This is a genomic window from Sanguibacter antarcticus (assembly GCF_002564005.1).
Classification (GTDB): domain Bacteria; phylum Actinomycetota; class Actinomycetes; order Actinomycetales; family Cellulomonadaceae; genus Sanguibacter; species Sanguibacter antarcticus.
In genome coordinates this window covers 2255172-2274802 of the sequence record NZ_PDJG01000001.1, presented here as the reverse complement: position 1 = coordinate 2274802, position 19631 = coordinate 2255172, and the positions used below count along the sequence as shown (strand labels likewise).

At 71.1% G+C, this 19631-nt stretch carries 16 protein-coding genes; 3 read left to right on the top strand and 13 right to left on the bottom strand.

Going from position 1 to position 19631, the window contains the following annotated elements; all coding sequences use genetic code 11:
* The first annotated feature begins 191 nt into the window (after positions 1 to 191).
* Both ATL42_RS10395 and ATL42_RS10390 read left to right on the top strand, forming a co-directional pair.
* Positions 192 to 422 (top strand): hypothetical protein, encoded by a 231-nt coding sequence (locus ATL42_RS10395; RefSeq protein WP_098455277.1) that lies wholly within the window; start codon positions 192 to 194, stop codon positions 420 to 422.
* Positions 423 to 535: 113 nt separating this feature from the next.
* The gene (locus tag ATL42_RS10390; RefSeq protein WP_098456499.1) at positions 536 to 1045 is read left to right on the top strand and encodes a mycothiol transferase; all 510 of its coding nucleotides are present in this window, start codon (positions 536 to 538) and stop codon (positions 1043 to 1045) included.
* A gap of 16 nt (positions 1046 to 1061) precedes the next feature.
* Here the strand turns inward: ATL42_RS10390 and ATL42_RS10385 are convergent, their stop codons facing one another.
* From ATL42_RS10385 to ATL42_RS10325, 13 genes are all read right to left on the bottom strand, one after another.
* A complete protein-coding gene (locus ATL42_RS10385; protein WP_245862428.1) occupies positions 1062 to 1937 on the bottom strand; it encodes an oxygenase MpaB family protein in 876 nt (291 codons plus the stop codon).
* A gap of 148 nt (positions 1938 to 2085) precedes the next feature.
* The gene (locus ATL42_RS10380) at positions 2086 to 3054 is read right to left on the bottom strand and encodes an NAD-dependent epimerase/dehydratase family protein (protein ID WP_098455275.1); all 969 of its coding nucleotides are present in this window, start codon (positions 3052 to 3054) and stop codon (positions 2086 to 2088) included.
* Positions 3051 to 5807 carry an alpha/beta fold hydrolase gene (locus tag ATL42_RS10375; protein ID WP_098455274.1) on the bottom strand — a complete coding sequence of 919 codons (2757 nt, stop codon included), beginning with the start codon at positions 5805 to 5807 and terminating at the stop codon, positions 3051 to 3053. The genes ATL42_RS10380 and ATL42_RS10375 overlap by 4 nt, the downstream gene beginning before the upstream one ends.
* A complete protein-coding gene (locus ATL42_RS10370) occupies positions 5807 to 6835 on the bottom strand; it encodes a 3-oxoacyl-ACP synthase III (RefSeq protein ID WP_098455273.1) in 1029 nt (342 codons plus the stop codon). The genes ATL42_RS10375 and ATL42_RS10370 overlap by 1 nt, the downstream gene beginning before the upstream one ends.
* Positions 6836 to 7301: 466 nt before the next feature.
* Positions 7302 to 9095, bottom strand: a complete 1794-nt coding sequence (locus ATL42_RS10365) for a bifunctional 3'-5' exonuclease/DNA polymerase (RefSeq protein WP_098455272.1) — start codon at positions 9093 to 9095, stop codon at positions 7302 to 7304.
* 23 nt (positions 9096 to 9118) lie between these two features.
* The gene (locus ATL42_RS10360) at positions 9119 to 9976 is read right to left on the bottom strand and encodes an ABC transporter permease family protein (RefSeq protein WP_098455271.1); all 858 of its coding nucleotides are present in this window, start codon (positions 9974 to 9976) and stop codon (positions 9119 to 9121) included.
* A gap of 3 nt (positions 9977 to 9979) precedes the next feature.
* Positions 9980 to 10759, bottom strand: a complete 780-nt coding sequence (locus ATL42_RS10355) for an ABC transporter permease subunit (protein WP_098455270.1) — start codon at positions 10757 to 10759, stop codon at positions 9980 to 9982.
* The gene (locus tag ATL42_RS10350; protein WP_098455269.1) at positions 10749 to 11687 is read right to left on the bottom strand and encodes an ABC transporter ATP-binding protein; all 939 of its coding nucleotides are present in this window, start codon (positions 11685 to 11687) and stop codon (positions 10749 to 10751) included. The genes ATL42_RS10355 and ATL42_RS10350 overlap by 11 nt, the downstream gene beginning before the upstream one ends.
* Positions 11684 to 12220, bottom strand: a complete 537-nt coding sequence (locus ATL42_RS10345; RefSeq protein WP_098455268.1) for a GbsR/MarR family transcriptional regulator — start codon at positions 12218 to 12220, stop codon at positions 11684 to 11686. Before ATL42_RS10345 ends, ATL42_RS10350 begins: the two co-directional genes overlap by 4 nt.
* Before the next feature lie 137 nt (positions 12221 to 12357).
* On the bottom strand, positions 12358 to 13971 hold the full coding sequence (locus tag ATL42_RS10340) for a methyl-accepting chemotaxis protein (RefSeq protein WP_098455267.1): 1614 nt from the start codon (positions 13969 to 13971) through the stop codon (positions 12358 to 12360).
* Between the two features lie 147 nt (positions 13972 to 14118).
* Positions 14119 to 14517, bottom strand: a complete 399-nt coding sequence (locus tag ATL42_RS10335; RefSeq protein WP_098455266.1) for a DUF779 domain-containing protein — start codon at positions 14515 to 14517, stop codon at positions 14119 to 14121.
* A gap of 30 nt (positions 14518 to 14547) precedes the next feature.
* The gene (gene exaC, locus ATL42_RS10330; protein ID WP_098455265.1) at positions 14548 to 16071 is read right to left on the bottom strand and encodes an acetaldehyde dehydrogenase ExaC; all 1524 of its coding nucleotides are present in this window, start codon (positions 16069 to 16071) and stop codon (positions 14548 to 14550) included.
* Between the two features lie 61 nt (positions 16072 to 16132).
* A complete protein-coding gene (locus ATL42_RS10325) occupies positions 16133 to 18016 on the bottom strand; it encodes a phosphoenolpyruvate carboxykinase (GTP) (protein ID WP_098455264.1) in 1884 nt (627 codons plus the stop codon).
* A gap of 139 nt (positions 18017 to 18155) precedes the next feature.
* On the opposite strand from ATL42_RS10325, the gene ATL42_RS10320 reads away from it, so the two are divergent.
* Positions 18156 to 19631, top strand: a complete 1476-nt coding sequence (locus ATL42_RS10320; protein ID WP_098455263.1) for a helix-turn-helix transcriptional regulator — start codon at positions 18156 to 18158, stop codon at positions 19629 to 19631.

The window sequence follows — 19631 nt, the reverse complement described above, 5'->3', positions numbered from 1 at the left end:
CTAGCATCGTGCCTCTGACACTCCAGAGGGCATCCGCGCTGGTCGGAGCGTCGGGCCAGCGGGCGCACCCCCGGAGGCCCGCAGGCGTGCTGAGTCCGACGTTCTCCGGCGCCGTCTGACAGTCCGTCAGATTCCTCACGAACGCCGATGTCGCGCCGATCAGTCCTGCATCACAAGGACGGAGCACTTAGATGACCACCACACCTGACAGGACCGCGGACGAGATCATCGCCGTGCTCGTCGCGGCCCTCGCCGTGGCCAAGGGCCGCAGCGAGTCGACCGTCCGGTGCGAGTTCGGCCTCGACCCTGTCGCAGTGCCGCTCCGGGAGATCAGCCCCCGCACAGGTGGGCCGTCCGTGCCCGGACACTCGATGCCGAGGAACACCGTCCCCGGAGACGACGAGATGCTCCTCAGCGCGTGACCAGCTGCCCGGCGCCCGCGGTGGAGTTGCGTTCACGAGCGCTCGTGACAGTCTGAGCGTCGAGCACGGTCTCACCTGGCGTGCTCGACGACGGATCGTCTCGGAGGACACCTGTGACCGCTCTCGATATCTTGTCCGACGGCTTCGACCGTGTCCGCGAAGGAGTCCGGGAGGTCGCTGACTCGCTCACGACCGACCAGCTCGACGTGCGGCCCGCCGAGGACGCCAACTCCGTGGCGTGGCTCTTGTGGCACACGTCGCGCGTCCAGGACGCCCAGATGGCGGCGCTCGCGGGCACCCCAGAGGTGTGGACCGCTTCAGGCTGGGCCGACCGGTTCGGCCTCGACCTCGACCCGACGGAGACGGGATACGGTCACACGCAGGAGCAGGTCGCGGCGGTCCGCGGAGTCACCTCCGAACAGCTCGTCGGGTATCACGAGGCGACCGTCGAGCGCACCCGGGAGATCCTCGCGGGGATGACCGAGGCGGACCTCGTCCGCGTGATCGACGAGTCCTACGACCCGCCCGTGACGGTCGGCGTCCGTGTGCTGAGCATCCTCGCCGACGACCTCGAGCACGTCGGCCAGGCGGTCTTCGTCCGCGGGATGGTCGAGCACGCCTGACGGCACCGGTTCGTCGTTACAGGTGCGTCGCCTCCGCCGGGACGGGCTGAGCGTTGTTGAGCCAGCGCAGCGCGCGGGTGCTCACCTGTCCTGCTGCCCGCCCGACGGTCCGGTCCAGGCACGGCGAGTCGGAGAGGTCGAGCGGCTCGCGCGCCCAGCGGGGCAGCGTCGAGACGGCCCCGCGGCACAGGATCGCGTAGGGCGGCTTGGCCACCCATGGCAGGGGCGCGTCGCGCAGGAGGAACTTCCCCACGTCGAGCGCTGCGGGAGTCGACTCGAGCTCGGGGCGGAACGCCTCGAGGCACGCAGCGAGAGCGGCGCGAGACGTCGGGACGTCGCTCGCCCCGAGCTTCGTCGCGACGAGCGACGCCTGCTCGACGTACGTGTCGCACTCGGCCACGGTCAGCGGGTGCGCGCCGAACGCCTGGTGTGCGGTGAGGAAGCTGTCGACCTCGGCGACGTGCACCCAGGTGAGCAGGTGAGGGTCGCTGGCCGCGTAGGGGCGACCGTCGGGTGCCGTCCCGACGATGCGCTTGTGCACGGCGCGCACGATCCGGACCGCGCGCTCGGCGTGCTCGGCGGTCCCGAAGGTCGTGTCAGCGAGGAAGGTGCTCGTGCGGGCGAGGCGGCCCCACACGTCGGTACGGAAGTCGGAGAAGTCGTCGACGCCCGCCATCGCGAGCGGGTGGAGCGACTGCAGGAGCAGCGCCCGGATGCCGCCGACGTACATCGACGCGTCGCCGTGCACGCGATGGATCGGGCTCCCGGCGGGAAACCACCGCTCCCCGGGCGTCGTGTGGATACGTTCGCGTGCGGCGGGGCCGTCGTCTCCGGCGACCATCTGAAACAGCCCGTCGCTGAGCCGAGACCGGACAAGGTTCAGAGGATTCACGTCCCCAGTCTCCGTGCCCCCGCCGAGTTCGGCACCCGGAGTCGAGTTCGGCAGACTGAGATGCCGACATCGACTGAAACCACCGACCTCAGCGGCAGCCGTGGTCCGTTGGCTGGCCTCAGCAGCGGGCGTGCTCCGCTAGCTGGCCTCAGCGGCGGTAGTGGTGCGCCAGGCGGCGGAGGCCCTCGTCTACGCTGACCTGCGGCTCCCACTCCAGGGCGGTGCGGGTGCGGCGCTGGTCGAACCAGTGGGCGGTGGAGAGCTGTTCCGCGAGGAAGCGGGTCATCGGCGGCTCGTCTTCGCCCGGGCGGACGCGCCACACGGCCTCGATCGCCGAACCCGCCGCGCGCGCGAGACCAGCGGGCACGCGCCATGCCGGAGCACGCACGCCGGCTGCCGCGCAGATCCCTGCGAGCAGCTCGGCGACCGGCCGTGGCTCGCCGTTCGTCACGACGTAGGCGTTGCCGTGCACAGCATCGACCCGGTGCAGCGCGGCGACGATCGCCGACGCGGCGTTGTCGATGTAGGTCGTGTCGATGAGTGCAGCACCGTGGTCGAGCAGGGGCAGCCGTCCGGCGCGTGCCCGCTCGACGACGCGCTCGACGAGCTGGGTGTCGCCCGGCCCCCACACGATGTGCGGGCGCACGGCCACCACCCGGAGGTCGGCGGAGTCTGCCGCGAGGGCGAGCAGCTCGGCCTTCGCCTTGGTGCGGGCGTAGTCCCCTCGCGCGTGCTCAGGGTCGGCAGCTGTCGCGTCGTCCCCGACGATGGACGAGCCTGCGTGCGCGACAGACGGGGACGACACGAAGACCAGCCGCTCGACGTGGGCGGTGCGCAGCGCGTCCAGGAGCGTGCGGGTGCCCTCGACGTTGACCCGCTCGAAGTCGGCAGGATCACCGGCGAACGACACCTTCGCGGCGAGGTGCACCGCGGCGTCGACCCCGGCGACCGCGCGCTGTACGTCGTCCGGAACCGTCACGGAGCCGAGGACGTCCTCGACCCCAGGTACCCCGGAAGGGCGGCGCTGGAACGTCCTGACCTCGTGACCGGCGTCGCGCAGGCCTGCTGCGACGGCACCGCCGAGGAGCCCGCTCGCTCCCGTGACGAGCACCTTCACGGGGCCGTCATCCGTCCGCCGGACAGCACGCCCTCGGCCCAGTGGGCGAGCCGTGCACGGTCGATCTTCGAGTTGTGCCGCACGTCGGTCGGCAGCTGTGCCACGACGAGCACGGCCGCGATGCGTCGACCCTGGCGCACGTCGCTGCCGACGGCCGCGCGCACCGCCGCAGCCAGCTCGGGGTCGGCCAGCGCTGCACGGCGAGGAGCAGAGGGGTTCTCGACGATCACGACGAGCTGCTGCGTCCCGCGCGGGCCGATGCCCACGAGCGCGGCACGCCCGACGGCCGTGATGCCCTCGACCTGCTGCTCGACGCCGACCGGTGTCACGACGCCGTCGGCGGTCACGACGACGTGCGCGACGCGGCCCTCGACCCACACGCGTCCGTCGGCGTCGATGTGGCCCACGTCGCCGGTGCGGTGCCACCCTGTCTCGGTGCGAGCAGCGCCCGGCGCTGCGACGACGAGCCGGCTCGCCCGTTCCGTGAGCCACAGCCGGTCGTAGCGGTCCTTGACGTGCGGCGCAGACACGACGATCTCGCCGGTCACCCCGGACTCTTCGGTGAGCGTTCCCGTGGCCTGGCCGGTCTCGTCGAGCGCGGAGATGCGGACCTGGACGCCGTCGACGGGCTGGCCCACGCAGACGCCGGCGGCTCCGAGCGCACCGTCGGTCGCGAGGGCCGCTGCACGGATGCCGTCGAGCGTGGTGTCCGTCATGAGCAGGCCCTCGGTCATCCCGTAGGGCGTGTGCGGGGTGGCATCGGGCATGAGGCGCCCCACGGCGGCGAGGAGCGGCTCTGGCACGGGGGCCCCGGCGGACAAGAACGTCCGCACGCCCGCGAGTGCGGTGTAGTCGTCTTTGGAGAGGTCGTCGGCCGTCGTGACGACGTTCGCGATCGCGGCGGGAGAGAGGAAGAGGACGGTCGCGTCGACGGCGGCTGCGGCCGCGGCGACGGCCGGCGCGGTGAGCGTCTTCGGGGAGGTGACGTCCATGTCCGGGGTGACCGAGCGCGTCCCGAGGGCGGGTCCCAGGAGCGCGAAGGGCGCGAAGCCTGCCACGAGCCCTGTGCCGACACGGATGCCGTAGTGCGCGGCGAGCGTGTCTCGGACCGCGCAGAGCTGTGCGTGCGTGTAGACGACACCCTTGGCCGGTCCGGTCGACCCGGAGGTGAAGAGGATGGCGGCGGGGTCGGACGCGACGGGCGCTGTCGGCAGCGCTGTCGCGCCTCCGTGGGTCTCGGTGGCGAGGACGTGCGTCCCGAGGTCGACGATGTCGGCGAGCGACGAGGTGACCCCGAGGGCTCGAGCGGTCGCGCGAGGGAGGACGGTCGTGGAGATCTTCTGCCCGGGCCAGCCGAGCGCGCGCGCGGCGGCGAGACCGGGCAGCGCACCGATGACGTGCTGCGCCTGTGCGCCGCGCACCGCGCGCGTCATGCCGCGCAGCCCGAGACCAGCGTCCGCGACGACGACGACGGCCCCGATCCGCAAGCACGCGTAGAGGACCGCGGTGAGGTCGGCGCCCGGGGGGACGAGGAGCGAGACCCGGTCGCCGTGACTGACGCCGGTGCGCGAGAGCCCTGCGGCGATCTCGTCGATCCGGCGGGCCAGGAGGCGCCAGGACACCACGCGTGGCGCGGGCCCGGACGGTGGGGCCATCTCGACGAGCGCTGTCTCGGAGCTGGTGCGCAGCGCGTCGAGCTGGTGCCACATGGGCCGCGCCTGGGCGACGTCCAGGACGGGAGGTGCGGCAGGGGTCGCGGCGTCTTGGTCGTCGAGCCACGTGAGCACTGCCGACGCGTAGTCGACGTCCTCGGCGACGAGGTGCCCGGCGCCTTCGAAGCGATGGACGTCCGCGTGCGGGAGGCGGGCGACGAGGTCGTCGAGGTAGCGGTCGGAGAAGATCGGGTCGCGCGGTCCCCAGAGCATGAGGGCCGGGACGGTCAGGGCGCGCAGGCTCTCGGCGATCCGGTCGAGCTCGGGGCGGCTCTCGTGCGAGGCGTCGACGGGGATGTCGGCGACGAAGCCACCGATGCCCCCGCGTCGTTCGGCCCCGCGGTACGGCGCGCGGTAGCCGGCCTTGACGGCGGCGGACAGCGGTGGGTGGGCGAGCGCGAGCGTCGTCTCGAGGAATGCCGGGGTGGTGACCGTCCCGGCGCTGAGCACGGGGCCGGCGAGGGCGAGCCGCAGCGGCGCGGGGATCGGGTACGCCTCTGGCTGGTGGATCGCGGTGTTGAGGAGCATGGTCCCAGCGAGGACCTCGGGGTGGTCGACGGCCCAGCCGAGCGAGACCACGCCGCCCCAGTCGTGGCCGAGGGTGACGACCGGGCCGTCGAGCCCGAGGGCGTCCGTGAGGTCACCGAGGTCCGCGACGCGGCGTGCGAGCGGGCGCTGGACGCCGGTGCGCTCGGAGAAGCCCATCTCGAGCTGGTCGACGGCCACGACTCGCCAGGCGCGCGCGGCGCCGTCGGCGGCGGCGCCCGTCGCGGCGGAGACGAGCCTGCGCCACACGTAGGACCACGTGGGGTTGCCGTGGACGCAGAGGATGGTGCCGACAGGCGTCACCCCGAGCTCGGCGAGGCGCGCACCGTTGTCGAGGACGTGCCAGGTGCGGGAGGTGTCGTCGCTGCCCGACTCCGGTGCGGTGACGAGGCGGGAGAACGCGGGGTCCATGCCGTCGAGCGGCGTCCCGTCGTGGGCGCGCGGAGGCAGGGAGGCCGGCGCCGTGGTGGCTGCCGCCTCGGGGAGGCGCCGCATCACCAGGCGATCTCCATCATGGCCGTGTTGAGGCCAGAGCCCACGCCCATGAGCAGGACCCGGTCGCCGGGGTTGAGGGTCGAGGACTGCTCGGAGAGCGTGATGGGGATCGACGCGGGGCCGACGTTCCCGTACTTCGCGTACGTCACGGGCACCCGTGAGCGGTCGAGGCCGGCAGCCTTGACGATCGCGTTCGTGTGGACGTCCGAGACCTGGTGAAGGATGTAGCGGTCCATGGAGGACCAGTTCCAGTCCTTCTTGGCTTCCTTCCATGCGGCGACGACGAGCTCCATGCCGCCCTTGAGCAGCGCTTTCGCGTCGGTGAACATCCCTTCGACGCTCCCGACGCACAGGTCGTTGAACTGCGTGGCAGCACGGGTGACGCCGCCGAGGATGCGGTGGCCTCCCGGGTGCATGTCGGCCGGGCCGAGCACGGCAGCCGCAGCGCCGGACCCGAGGGTCAGGCTCGCGAACTCGCTCATGAAGTCGGTGCGGCTGATGCCTTCGCGGCCGAGGCGCTGGATCGTGTTGTCCTGGATCTCGTCGGCGTCTTCGCCGTTGATGACCATCGCGTACTGGATCTGGCCGGCGTCGATGAGCTGGGCGGCGAGCGACATGCCGTTGACGAACCCGAGGCACGCGTTCGCGATGTCGAAGTTCACCGCGGAGGACGGCAGCCTGAGCTGGTGGTGGATGCGCACGGCGACGGACGGCTCGAGGTGCTTGCGCGTCACGGACGTGTTGATGATGAGGCCGATCTGGCTGGGCTCGATGCCTGCCTCTGCGAGCGCTTTCTCACCGGCCTGGACCGCTGCACCGTCGAAGGTCTGCCCGTCGGCCCAGTTGCGTCGCTCGTAGACGCCTGCGACACGCTGGAGGAGACCGCGGGGGAGCCGCAGCCGCTTGAGGACCGGGCGCAGCCGCTCGTCGATCTCGGCTGACGTCGTCACACGGTCGGCCAACGTCGTCGCGAGCGACAGCAGCGCCACGTTCCGATGCACTGATGTTGCATTGCCGTTCACAGGCACTTCCCAATCCGTTTGCCGTCGTGAGCACCGCGGAGCGTTGGCAATTCTGCCATCTCGTCCGCCACAGTGCCTGGACAGAGCCTGGGAGAGGCCCGTCGCCTCACCGTCGGGGCATCGCCGCCCGCAAGGTCACCGTACCCGGCGCACCGACCGTGCGCGGCTCGGACGTCGTCGCGGCGACCGCGGGGCGAGGTACGACGATGCCGGCGCGCAGCCGTGACGCCGGACGGTCGGGAGCCCCCAGGCGATGCCCCGACGTGCGGAGACGTCGCTGAAACCGGCGAGCACGCGATCGTGGTGCAGATGCACAGCAGCCATGGTGAACACGCAGAGAACGCCAGGGCGACGGGGCGCGGCGAGCGGCGAAGATCACATCCGGCAGCGGCCCCACCGCAGAGAGCGGGCCGAGGTGAGTGGTGACCGAGATCACCGACCTGAGGTCGGTCGACGGACAGGCGCCCGCGGTCTACACCTCGGCGTCGCCCTCGAGGTCGTTCTCCAGCGCCGGCAGCGGCAGGTCGGTCGCGACGCCCTTCGCGTCGGCGTAGGACCTGACGGTCGCCACGGTGACCCGGAACTCCACGCGTGCGTCCGTGAAGAGCAGCCGCCCGGCCTCGGCGGCGGTCTCCTCGACGATGCGTGCGACCTCGTCCGCCTGACCCGCCGGGCTGTGGACCATGACCTCGTCGTGCAAGAAGAAGGCGAGGTGCGGGCCGCCTGCCGGGCGCGGTGCCGCGCCCGGCACTGCGGGGCCGTCGAGCGCGCGCAGGCGCAGCCGCAGCAGCGCCATCCAGCACAGCGCCCACTCGGCCGCGGTGCCCTGGACGACGAAGTTGCGCGTGAAGCGGCCCCAGCCGCGAGCGAGGCCGCGCGCACGGTCCTGGTCCGCCGCGGTCGCTTCCTGGTCTGCTGCCGCTTCCTGAGCGGCACGCCACGCCCCGCCGGGCAGCGGCGAGCTACGCCCGAGCCATGTCGAGACCACCTGGCCGCGCTCCCCGGCGCGCGCGGCATGCTCGACGAGCGCGAGCGCCTGCGGGTACGCCTTCGTGATGCGCGGCAGCATCCGGCCCGACTCGCCCTGCGTGCCGCCGTACATCGCCCCGAGCATCCCGTACTTGGCCTGCTGACGCGTCTCGACGGCACCGGTCGCGACCATCCCCTCGTACATGTCCGCGGCCTGGCCTGCGCGGGCCATCGCCTCGTCGCCGGACATCGCCGCGAGGATGCGGGGCTCGAGCTGCGCGGCGTCCGCGACGACGAGCGTCCACCCCGGGTCGGCGCGCACCGCGCCGCGGACCTGGTGCGGAAGCTGGAGCGCACCGCCCCCGTCGGAGGCCCACCGCCCCGTGACCACCCCGCCCGGCACGTACACAGGCCGGAACCGCCCGTCGGCCACCCACGTGTCGAGCCAGTGCCACCCGTTCGCCGTGAGCAGGCGCGAGAGCTTCTTGTACTCCAGCAGCGGCTTGATCGCCGGGTGCTCGACCCCGCGCAGCTCCCACGACCGGGTCGAGGCCACGGCGAGCCCGGCCGAGCGCAGCTGGCGCAGCAGCTCGGCAGGCGAGTCAGGATTGAGGTCGTCGACGCCGAGAGCCTCCCGCACCTCGGCCAGCTTGGCCTCCAGCAGGGACGGACGGAACCCCGCAGACGGACGAGGCCCGAGCGCGTCGGCCAGGATCCTGTCGTGCTCCGCGGCATCCCACGGGACACCCGCGAACGTCATCTCGGCCGCCACGAGCGCACCCGCAGACTCCGCCGCGAGGAGCAGCCCGAGCCGCGCAGACGCCGACGAGCCGTCCAGCGCCGTCGCGCCCGCGAGCGCCTCACGCTGACGACGCATCTCAGCCACCGGATCGAGCGGCACGCTCGGGGCGAGGTCGAACAACCCGTCCTGGACCGGCGACGCGACCCGGGCCTCGTCCCAGCCGCTCGGCGGCGCCGTCGCCAGCGTGCTGTCCGCAGTCAGCGCACTGGTGCGCAGGATCGTGTGGCACAGCCGCAGGTCCCAGCAGCGCGCGACGCTCACGCCCTCCGCGAGGAGCGGAGGATAGAGCGCCGCGGTGTCAGACCACACCCAGCGAGGCGGCTCCGCTGCCGACTCGCGCTCGTGGACGAGCGCTGCGAGATCGGCGGCGGGCACCACCGCGCTGGTGCGCACCTGCACAGCCCCGGCGTCGACGCCCGTGTCTCCGAGAGGCGCCACGTCGATGTCGTGGAGGGTCAGCGATGCTTCTCCTGCGGGCACCACGACGACATGCACGGTCCTAGTGTGCTGGTGCGCGCTCAGCCGCGCAGGTCCGTGCGCCGGGCGAAGGCCACGAAGGCGAGCGCTCCGAGACCGACCGCGAGGGCCGCCATGAGCAGGGCGAAGCCGAGGTGGAAGCCGTCGGCGAGCGCCGTGTTGGCGAGGTAGGGGTACCAGAGGTTGAGCTTGGAGAGCCACACGAGGGAGTCCGCCAGGCCGAGGAAGGTCGCAGCCATGAAGGACACGGCGAAGATCAGTCCCGGGATGGCGAGCGACATCCGCTTGTCGGCGGTGATCGCACCGACCAGGAGGGTGAGCGCGCCGTAGACGAGGGCGATGAGGACCATCTGCGCAGCGGCGGCCACGACGGCGGACGTCGGGATGCCGAGGTTGCCGACCGGGTTGGCCACGAGCATGCCGGCGACGGTCGCTGCGCCCACGACGAGGACGTGGGTGACCATGGCGGTCGTCTTGGCGGCGAGGAACGTCGTGCGGGGAACACCGGTGGAGAGCACGAGGCCCAGGGTGCGGGCCTGCTCCTCCCCGGCGGTGGCCGAGGCGGCAGAGATCATGGCTGTGGCGATGAGGAAGCCGGGCCCCATGATGGACGCCAGCTCGGCGTTCATCCACCCGACGGGCGTGGCCAGCGACAGCCCGCCGAGGAGGGCGTCGAACGCTGCCGGGAAGTCGTCGGCGATCGACACGAAGGTGTCTTTCATCGGGGGCCACAGGGCGCCGACGCCGATCGCGACGGCGAACGCGTAGACGGCCAGGACCCCGACGATCGTGGTCTTGTCGGCGAGAGCGCGCAGGTACACGGCTCGCCAGACAGCGGCTCTCGGCGGGGGAGGCACGGGGACCGGCGCGTGGGTCGACGGTGCTGCGGTGGTCGTCATCTCTCAGCCCTTCAGGTCGCGGGTGCGGAACGTCAGCACCGCGACGGTCGTGCAGACGGTCGTGATGGCGGCGAGCAGACCGAGGTCGGCGAGGTCGGCGCCGTGGGTGAGCGGGTCGGAACGTCCGAGGTAGTAGTACCAGGGACTCAGCCGTGCCCAGCTCTCCAAGCCGGCGACGGGAAGCATCGTCGCCATGAGGTATGCCACCACGGCGATGCCGCCGGCGACGGCCCCGGCCAACCCCGGGCGGCCGGTCGCGGCGGCGACCGCGAAGGCGAGGGACGCCATGGTCAGCCCGAGGAAGAGCAGATGCAGCGTGCCCCCGGTCAGCCCGGCCAGGGTCAGCTCTGTGGCGTCTGCGGTGACGAACGCCGCCATGACGACCCAGTTGAGACCGACGACGAGGACGAGCGAGAGGACCACCCCGGTGGCCTTCGCCCACAGCACCTGGGTGCGGGTGACCGGCTGCGCGGACACGATCGCCATGGTGCCGTCTCGTTCTTCGCCGGCGAGCGAGCCGGCGCCCACCAGCACGGCGAACACGACGACCGCGACGGGAAAGATGAGGCTGAACATCTCGCCGACGACGTACCCACCGGGGGCATCAGCGCCGATGAACGTCGTCAGGGCGTCGGGGAACCCGTCGGTGATCTGCTGCATGAGGCCACCGATCGAGTCGGCGATCGCCAGGGCGAGCGCCCCGAACGCGGCCAGGACGAGGGCGAGGGTGCCGGCGCCGACCTTCCGGCGGTGGACCTCGTTGACGAGCAGCTCACCGAACATGGTCGGCTCCTGTGCTGGCGGCGACCTCGGGGGTCGTGGTGTCGCGGTAGTAGGTGAGAAAGATCTCCTCGAGGTCGGCGTCCCTGGAGCTGAGGTTGACCACCTCGTGGGTCATCGCGGCCTGGAGCACCGGGTTGACCGAGCCGTCGTACGAGACGCGGGCGTGGACGCCGTCGATGTCTGCGTCGTGGACCTGCTCCACCTGGGCGAACAGGTCGGTTGGCACGGGGGCGGCGAACTCGAAGTCCAGCCGTCGGACCGCCGTGCGCTTGAGCTCGTCGACGCGTTCGACGACGACGAGCCGCCCGTGGCGGATGATGCCGACCCGGTCGGCGACCCGCTCGACCTCCGACAGGGTGTGGGAGGACAGGAACACGGTGCGGCCGTCGTCGCGGACCTCACGGAGCATCTCGTGGAAGGTCTGCTGCACGAGCGGGTCGAGGCCGGCGTTCGGCTCGTCGAGGACCAAGAGCTCGGGCTTGTGCATGAAGGCCTGGATGAGGCCGATCTTCTGCCGGTTCCCGGTCGAGTACTCGCCGACCTTGCGCGTGAGGTCGGCGCCGAGGCGTTCGGCGAGCTCGTCGACGTAGGCCGGGCTGACCCCGCCGCGCAGCCGGGCGAAGTACGTGAGCGTCTGCCGGCCGGTGAGCTTGGGGTAGAGCGCGAGGTCGCCGGGGAGGTAACCGATCCGGCGTCGGATCTCCAACGAGCCGTCCCGGATGTCGAGGCCGAGGACCTGCGCGGTCCCCGACGTGGCCCGGATCTGGTCCAAGAGCATCCGGATGGTCGTCGACTTGCCTGCTCCGTTGGGGCCGAGGAACCCAAAGATCTCTCCGACGCGGACCTCCAGGTCGAGGCCGTTGACGGCTGCCAGGTCGCCGAACGTCTTGGTCAGTCCGCTCGTGCGGATCGCGTCGGCCTGGTTCATCGGTTCGTGCCCTTCTCGGCGTGGTAGCGGCGCTGGAGTGCAGGCATCTCCCGTTCCATGAACGTCAGGTAGTCGCGCATCTCGGCCAGCCGCTCGCGCCTGCCCGGACCAGCGTCGGCGAGGATCGCCAGGCCGCGGTCCGCGACCTGGCGCATCAGGGTGATCGGTGCGGACTGCGCCGTCATCGCCTGGTCCCACACGTGGGGCACCACGCGATAGTAGGAGCGGCGTTCTCCGGCCCGGCCGACGCGTTCGACGAGCTGCATCTGCACGAGCAGCCGGACGGTGGTGCTCACCCCGCCGCGGCTCGCAACCAGCGCGGTCGCGAGGTCGTCGGCGGTCTGCTCGGGCGGGTCGCAGACCATGAGCCACGCGAGCATCCGCCCGGCTGCCCGGGGGAGCCCGGAGCTTTCGAGCCCGATGCCGAGCTGTTCGACGAAGTCGGCGAGCTCGGTGGCGGACGCCGGGGCGTCGTCGGTCGTCGACGGGGGAGGAACGCTCGCTCGGACGGTACTGCGTGTTGAAGGCTTCACACATTTCACAATACTCTGAAACTTCGTGTCGTCGTTCCTGTGTCCCCGCCAGGCTCCACCGGGAACAGGAAGACGGCACCCGGCGCCCACGGCTCAGACGAGCGGCGGGCGGCCTGATGCCGTCGTGTCCCTGTGCCTCAGTACGTGAAGGTCGAGACGGACGTGCGCAGGTCCGAAGCCATGAGCGAGAGCTCGCCGACGGCGGCGGAGGTCTGCGTGAGCGCCTGGGTCGTGGAGTCGGCGGCCTCGGACACGCTCGTGATGTTCGCGGCGATCTCGCCGACCCCGGTCGAGGCCTCGGCCACGTTGCGGCTCATCTCGTTGGTCGTGGCCGTCTGCTCCTCGACGGCGGACGCGATGGTCAGCTGGTAGTCGTTGATCGACGTGATGACGGCAGAGATGCGTGCGATGGTGCCGACGGCGTCGGACGTGTCGCTCTGGATCGTCTCGACGAGGCGAGCGATGTTCTCTGTCGCGCGGGCCGTCTCCTGGGCGAGCTCCTTGACCTCGGACGCGACGACCGCGAAGCCCTTGCCGGACTCCCCGGCGCGGGCGGCCTCGATCGTGGCGTTGAGGGCCAGCAGGTTCGTCTGCTCGGCGATGGTGGTGATCACACGGACGACCTCGCCGATCTCCTGGCTCGAGGTGCCGAGCTGGGCGACCGAGGTGGTCGCGGACTCTGCGGCTGAGACGGCCTCCGAGGCGACGCGCGCGGCCTCGTTCGCCGAGTGGGAGATCTCGCGGATGGAGGCGCCCATCTCCTCGGCGCCTGCGGCGACCGTCTGGACGTTCCCGGAGACCTGCGACGCAGCAGCGGAGACGACGCCGGCCTGGGCCGCGGTCTCCTCGGCGCCGGCGGCGATCTGGTGGGACGTCGCGGACAGCTCTTCCGAGGCGGCGGCGACGGCGTCGGACGACTGCACGACCGAGCCCATGACCTCACGCAGCTGGACCGATGCGCGGTCGAGCGCCGCACCCATGCGGCCGAGCTCGTCCTGCGACGTCATGCCTGTGGTGTGCGTGAGGTCGCCCTCGGCCATGTGTTCCGCGACGCGCTGCACGGTGGCCGCGCTGCGCGCGATCCCTCGGGCGACGAACCATCCCAGGGTGAGTGCGACCAGCGAGCCGAGGACGAGGATCACGATCGAGGTGGTCCGCTGGGCCGTGTACTTGTCGGCCGAGGCGATCGCGCTCTCGTGCGCGAGGTTCTCTTCCGTCTCGACGAGGGTGGTGATCTTCTCGTCCATGATCGTGGTGAGGGGGCGGGCCTGGTCCTCGTTGGCGTCGGTCCAGGCGGCTGCGTCGTTCGTCAGGGCGAGCGGGCCCAGGACGTCGGTCTGGACGGCCATGTACTCGTCGATCGTCGCGTCGAGCTCGGCGAGCGTCTGTGTCCGAGCGGCGTCGAGCGCGGTGGAGACGTATCTCGCCTCGGCCTCGTCGAAGGCCACCTTCGCAGCGTCGAGCTCCGTCAGCTTCTCGCGTGCCGAGTCGTCGTCGACGGCGAGGGCGGCGTCCCGCGAGGAGATCCGCATGTCGTAGATCGCCAGGTCCATCTCGTCGGCATAGGCGACGCCGAGGACGTTCTCCTCGTAGATGTGCTCGGACGTCGCAGCGGACTCCGAGAGGGCTGCCAGACCCATGGTGCCGACGCTGATCGCGACGGCGGTCGCTGCGGTGACGGCTCCCAGGATCTTGACCCGGACGCTCAGGTCCTGGATCGAGAGGAGTGCGCGGCGGGTCGGGGGGGTCATGAACGGCTCCGTAAAGAGATCTAGGTCTGTCGGTCTGGTGTCCCATCGGCGCCGACGGCCTTCTGTTGAGCGTTTGATGAACCCCGGTATGTGAAATTTTATCTGCGGCGCTCGCGAGGGACGTTCAGCCAGACGAGACGCGGGCCCTCAGCCGTCCTGGTCGACGAGCCGTGACCGGACGAGGAAGCGCACCCCTTCAGGCGCCTCGACAGAGAACCCGGACCCACGCCCGGGCACCACGTCGACCGTGAGGTGCGTGTGCCGCCAGTGCGCGAACTGCTCGCGTGACATCCAGAAGTCGACAGGCTGGGCCGGTTCGCCGTCGGGTGCCACGTCGAACCGGCCCAGGAGCACGTCAGCGTCCGACGTGATGAGGTCTCCGGCCGGGTAGCACATGGGGGAGCTGCCGTCGCAGCACCCGCCCGACTGGTGGAACATGAGCGGGCCGTGCTTGCCCCACAGCATGCGCACCAGGTCGACTGCCGTCTGCGTCAGCGCGACGCGTGACGTGGTCTCGCCGTCGATGACCACCTCGGCCTCGATCATGGCCGTCCTCCCGTCGATCTGCTCGTCGGCCTAGAAGAAGCCCGCGGGCTTCTCCGAGTAGGAGACGAGGAGGTTCTTCGTCTGCTGGTAGTGAGCGAGGGCAGCCTTGCTGTTCTCCCGCCCGATGCCTGAGCTCTTGTACCCACCGAACGCGGCCCCGGCCGGGTACGCGTGGTAGTTGTTCACCCAGACGCGCCCGGCCTTGATGTCCCGCCCTGCCCGGTAGGCGAGGTTCCCGTTGCGCGACCACACGCCGGCGCCGAGGCCGTAGAGCGTGTCGTTCGCCAACGCGATGGCGTCGTCGTAGTCGGTGAAGCTCGTCACCGCGACGACTGGACCGAAGATCTCCTCCTGGAACACGCGCATCGAGTTCTTGCCCTCGAAGATCGTCGGCGCCACGTAGTAGCCACCGGTGAGGTCGCCGCCGAGGTCCACCCGCTCGCCGCCGAGCAGCAGGGCCGCGCCTTCCTGCCTGCCGATGTCGATGTAGCTGAGGATCTTCTCGAGCTGGTCGTTGGACGCCTGCGCGCCCACCTGGGTCTCGGTGTCGAGCGGGTTGCCCTGGATCGCCGTGCGCGTGCGCTCGATCGCGTCACCGATGAACGAGTCGTAGATCGACGCCTGGACGAGCGACCGGCTCGGGCACGTGCACACCTCGCCCTGGTTGAACGCGAACAGGACGAAGCCCTCCTGAGCCTTGTCGTAGTAGTCGTCGTGCCTGTCTGCGACGTCCTCGAAGAAGAGGTTGGGGCTCTTGCCGCCGAGCTCTACGGTGGCCGGGATGATGTTCGCGCTCGCGTACTGCAGGATGAGCCGGCCGGTCGTCGTCTCTCCGGTGAAGGCGATCTTGCGGATGCGTGGGCTCGACGCGAGCGGCTTGCCCGCCTCGAGACCGAACCCGTTGACGACGTTGACCACCCCGGGCGGCAGCACGTCGGCGAGCAGCTCCATGAGCACGAGGATCGACACGGGGGTCTGCTCGGCAGGCTTGAGGACGACGGCGTTGCCGCCCGCGAGCGCGGGAGCGAGCTTCCACGTCGCCATGAGGATGGGAAAGTTCCACGGGATGATCTGCCCGACGACGCCGAGCGGCTCGGCGTAGTGGTAGGCGATGGTGTCGCCGTCGACCTCGGTGAACTCGCCCTCTTGGGAGCGGATGAGCGACGCGAAGTAGCGGAAGTGGTCGGCGGCGAGCGGCAGGTCTGCGCCGAGGGTCTCGCGGATCGGCTTGCCGTTGTCCCACGTCTCTGCGACGGCGAGCATCTCGAGGTTCGCGGTGATGACGTCGGCGACCGCGTTGAGCACGGCCGCGCGCTCGGTGCTGGTGGTCTTTCCCCAGGCGGGTGCTGCTCGGTGTGCTGCGTCGAGCGCGGCCTCGATGTCTTCGGCTGTCCCGCGGCCCACCTCGGCGAAGGGTCTGCCGTTCACGGGGGAGATGTCGTCGAAGTACTGGCCTGTGACGGGGGCGACCCACCCGCCGCCGATCCAGTGCTCGTACCGGGACCGGAAGGTGACCAGGGAGTCGGGTGTTCCTGGCGCTGCGTAGATGGTCATGCTGCTCCTCTGACGTCGTTGTCATCGGTCCCCGCAGGCTCTGCGGGGGCAGGGCACCAGGCTATGCGCGGGCCGCTCGCTGCACCGGGTGGAGCCATACCTGCAGCCGTGCCCGCAGGTCGTCGAGCTGATCTGTGAGCGCTGCCGGTGTGCGGTCGCCGAACCGCTCGAAGAACGCCTCGGTGAGGTCGGCCTCGGTGAGCCAGGAGCCGGGGTCGACGTCGAAGAGCGCGGTCACGGTGTCGTCGGGCAGGTCGAGCCCGTCGAGGTCGAGGGCGCCGGGCGCGGGGACGAGCCCGACGGGGCTGGGCACGGCGCCGACCTTCTCGCCGCCGGCGCGGCGCACGATCCACTCGACGACGCGGGAGTTCTCGCCGAAGCCTGGCCACAGGTAGGAGCCGTCCTCGCCCTTGCGGAACCAGTTGACCTGGAAGATCTCGGGGCGGTTCTCGGGCGTGAGGCCGGCGCCGACGTCGAGCCAGTGGCTCCAGTGGTCGGCCATGTTGTACCCGCAGAACGGGAGCATCGCGAAGGGGTCGCGGCGCAGCTCGCCGACGGTCCCCTCGGCTGCGGCGGTCTGCTCCGAGGAGATCGTCGCGCCCATGAAGACACCGTGCTCCCAGCTGTAGGCCTGCGCGACGAGCGGCACGTTCGTGGCGCGGCGGCCGCCGAAGACGATCGCGTCGATGGGGACGCCGGCCGGGTCGTCCCAGGAGTCGGCGATGGTGGGGCACTGGTCGGCAGCGACGGTGAAGCGCGAGTTCGGGTGCGCGGCCGGTGTCCCGCTCGCGGGGGTCCAGTCCTGTCCGCGCCAGTCCGTGAGGTGCTCGGGGACCTCGTCGGTGAGGCCCTCCCACCACACGTCGCCGTCGTCGGTGAGGGCCACGTTGGTGAAGATCGTGTCCCGGGCGATCGTCGCGATCGCGGTCGGGTTCGTGCGGTGCCCGGTGCCGGGCGCGACGCCGAAGAAGCCGGCCTCGGGGTTGATGGCCCGCAGGCGGCCGTCGGGGCCGGGGCGCATCCAGGCGATGTCGTCGCCGATCGTCTCGACGGTCCATCCGGGGATCGTCGGGCGGAGCATCGCGAGGTTCGTCTTCCCGCACGCCGACGGGAACGCGGCGGCCAGGTGGTAGGCGCGGCCCTGCGGGGACGTCGCGCGGATGATGAGCATGTGCTCGGCGAGCCAGCCCTCGTCGCGCGCCATGGCGGACGCGATCCGCAGCGCGTAGCACTTCTTGCCCAGGAGGGCGTTGCCGCCGTACCCGGAACCGTACGACCAGATCTCGCGGGTCTCGGGGAGCTGGACGATGTACTTGAGGTCGTTGCAGGGCCACGGCACGTCGGGCGTCTTCACGCCGGCGTCGTCGGTCGACAGGGGAGCGCCGACGGAGTGGACGGCAGGGACGAACGGCGCCCCGGCGTCGATGAGCGCGAGCACGTCGGACCCCGTGCGCGTCATGATGCTCATGCTCACCACGGCGTAGGGGGAGTCGGTGAGCTGGATCCCGGCCTGGGAGATCGGTCCGCCGACAGGCCCCATCGAGAACGGCACCACGTACATGGTCCGCCCGCGCATGGACCCGTCGAAGACGCCGCGCAGCTCGGCGCGCATGACGGCGGGCTCGCGCCAGTTGTTCGTCGGGCCGGCGTCGATCTCGCGCTCGGAGCAGATGAACGTCCGTGCCTCGACGCGTGCGACGTCGCTCGGGTCCGAGCGGGCGAGGTAGCTGTTCGGTCGCAGCTCGGGGTCGAGGGCGATGAGCGACCCGGACTCGACCATGAGCGCCGTGAGCCGTTCGCGCTCCTCGGCGGAGCCGTCGCACCACACGACTGCGTCGGGCTGCGTGAGGTCGGCGATCGACGTGACCCAGGAGCGCACGGCGAGGGCGGCGTCGGAGGCGGGGGTGGTCGGGCGGGTGGACGTCGGGTCCGCAAGGATGCTCATCGTCGGGGCCTCCGTGGTCGAGGTGTCGTGGACCGCTCTCGGGGCAAGTGCGGCGTGGTTTTCAGCCTGCCTCCCCTGAGGTTCACCTTCAATGCTCGTGATGCGTGAAGATTCGAGGGAATTCCCGTACCGTCAAACCATGACGCCGTTGGAGCCTCCTGCAGAGCCGTCCGGTTCGTCGCCGGCGACCGACCTCCTCACCCTCGGGCGACGGATCCGCCACTACCGGACGGAGCGCGGCCTGACGCTGGACGCGCTCTCCGAGGCGACAGGGGCTGCGCCGAGCCAGCTCTCGCTCGTCGAGAACGGCAAGCGAGAACCACGCATCTCCTTGCTCACGACGATCGCCGGCGCGCTCGGCGTGACGCTCGCGGACCTCCTCAGCGAGAGCCCGCCCTCTCGCCGGGCCGCGCTCGAGATCGAGCTCGAGCACGCTCAGCGCGGGACGCTCTACTCGAGCCTCGCGCTGCCGTACGTCCGCCCGAGCCAGAAGCTCCCCGTGCCCGTCTTGGAGAATCTCGTGGGCCTGCACCGCGAGCTCGCGCGGCGGGCGTCCGAGGCGATCGCGACTCCCGAGGAGGCCCGGCGTGCCAACACCGAGCTGCGCCTCGCGATGCAGCAGCGCAACAACTACCTCCCGCACATCGAGGAGATCGGAGAAGAGCTCGCCCGCACGGCGGGCTACACGGTCGGGGCGCTCACGCACCGCACGGTCGCACGGATGGCGGAGCAGCTCGGCTTCACGCTCCTGCACGTGGACGACCTGCCGCACTCGACCCGGACGGTCACCGACCTCGCGAACGGTCGCATCTACCTCCCGCCGGCCTCGATCCCTGGCGGCCACGGGCTGCGGTCGCTCGCCCTCCAGGCGATCGCCCACCGGGTTCTCGAGCACGAGCGCCCACGCTCGTACGCGGACTTCCTCCGTCAGCGCCTCGAGATCAACTACTTCGCGGCCGCGTGCCTCATCCCGCGCTCGGCAGCCGTGAGCTGGCTCCAGGCCCGCAAGCAGGAGAAAGACCTCGCCGTCGAGGACTTCCGTGACGCGTTCGGCGTCACCCACGAGTCGGCGGCGCAACGGTTCACCAACCTGGCGACGGAGCACCTCGGCATCCAGGTGCACTTCTTGCGCGTCGGGGACGACGGCGCCCTGTATCGCGGCTACGAGAACGACGGCCTCCGGCTCCCAGCCGACGTCACGGGAGCGATCGAAGGGCAGCCAGTGTGTCGCAAGTGGGCTGCGCGCAGCGCGTTCGCGCGGCGCGACCGTGCGACGGAGTTCTACCAGTACACGGACAACCCGACCGGCACCTACTGGTGCTCGACGCAGACGGGCAGCACCGCGGGCGGAGAGTTCTCGATCACCGTCGGGGTGCCCTTCGCGGCCGTCAAGTGGTTCCGTGGACGGGAGACCACCTTGCGACAGTCGTCCACGTGCCCCGGCGAAGCGTGCTGCCGCAGAGCCGCACCCGATCTCGTCCAGCGGTGGGGGAAGAAGTCCTGGCCGAGCGCGCACATGCACCAGCACGTGCTCTCGGCCCTCCCCGCAGGATCCTTCCCCGGGGTCGACGACACCGAGGTCTACAGCTTCCTGGAGAAGCACGCCCCTCGGTAG

Coding starts and splice junctions, on each gene's coding strand:
- ATL42_RS10320 (WP_098455263.1), top strand. CDS start 18,156: ATGACGCCGTTGGAGCCTCCTGCAGAGCCGTCCGGTTCGTCGCCGGCG.
- ATL42_RS10395 (WP_098455277.1), top strand. CDS start 192: ATGACCACCACACCTGACAGGACCGCGGACGAGATCATCGCCGTGCTC.
- exaC (WP_098455265.1), bottom strand. CDS start 16,071: ATGACCATCTACGCAGCGCCAGGAACACCCGACTCCCTGGTCACCTTC.
- ATL42_RS10335 (WP_098455266.1), bottom strand. CDS start 14,517: ATGATCGAGGCCGAGGTGGTCATCGACGGCGAGACCACGTCACGCGTC.
- ATL42_RS10350 (WP_098455269.1), bottom strand. CDS start 11,687: ATGAACCAGGCCGACGCGATCCGCACGAGCGGACTGACCAAGACGTTC.
- ATL42_RS10360 (WP_098455271.1), bottom strand. CDS start 9,976: ATGACGACCACCGCAGCACCGTCGACCCACGCGCCGGTCCCCGTGCCT.
- ATL42_RS10375 (WP_098455274.1), bottom strand. CDS start 5,807: ATGCGGCGCCTCCCCGAGGCGGCAGCCACCACGGCGCCGGCCTCCCTG.
- ATL42_RS10325 (WP_098455264.1), bottom strand. CDS start 18,016: ATGAGCATCCTTGCGGACCCGACGTCCACCCGCCCGACCACCCCCGCC.
- ATL42_RS10355 (WP_098455270.1), bottom strand. CDS start 10,759: ATGTTCGGTGAGCTGCTCGTCAACGAGGTCCACCGCCGGAAGGTCGGC.
- ATL42_RS10340 (WP_098455267.1), bottom strand. CDS start 13,971: ATGACCCCCCCGACCCGCCGCGCACTCCTCTCGATCCAGGACCTGAGC.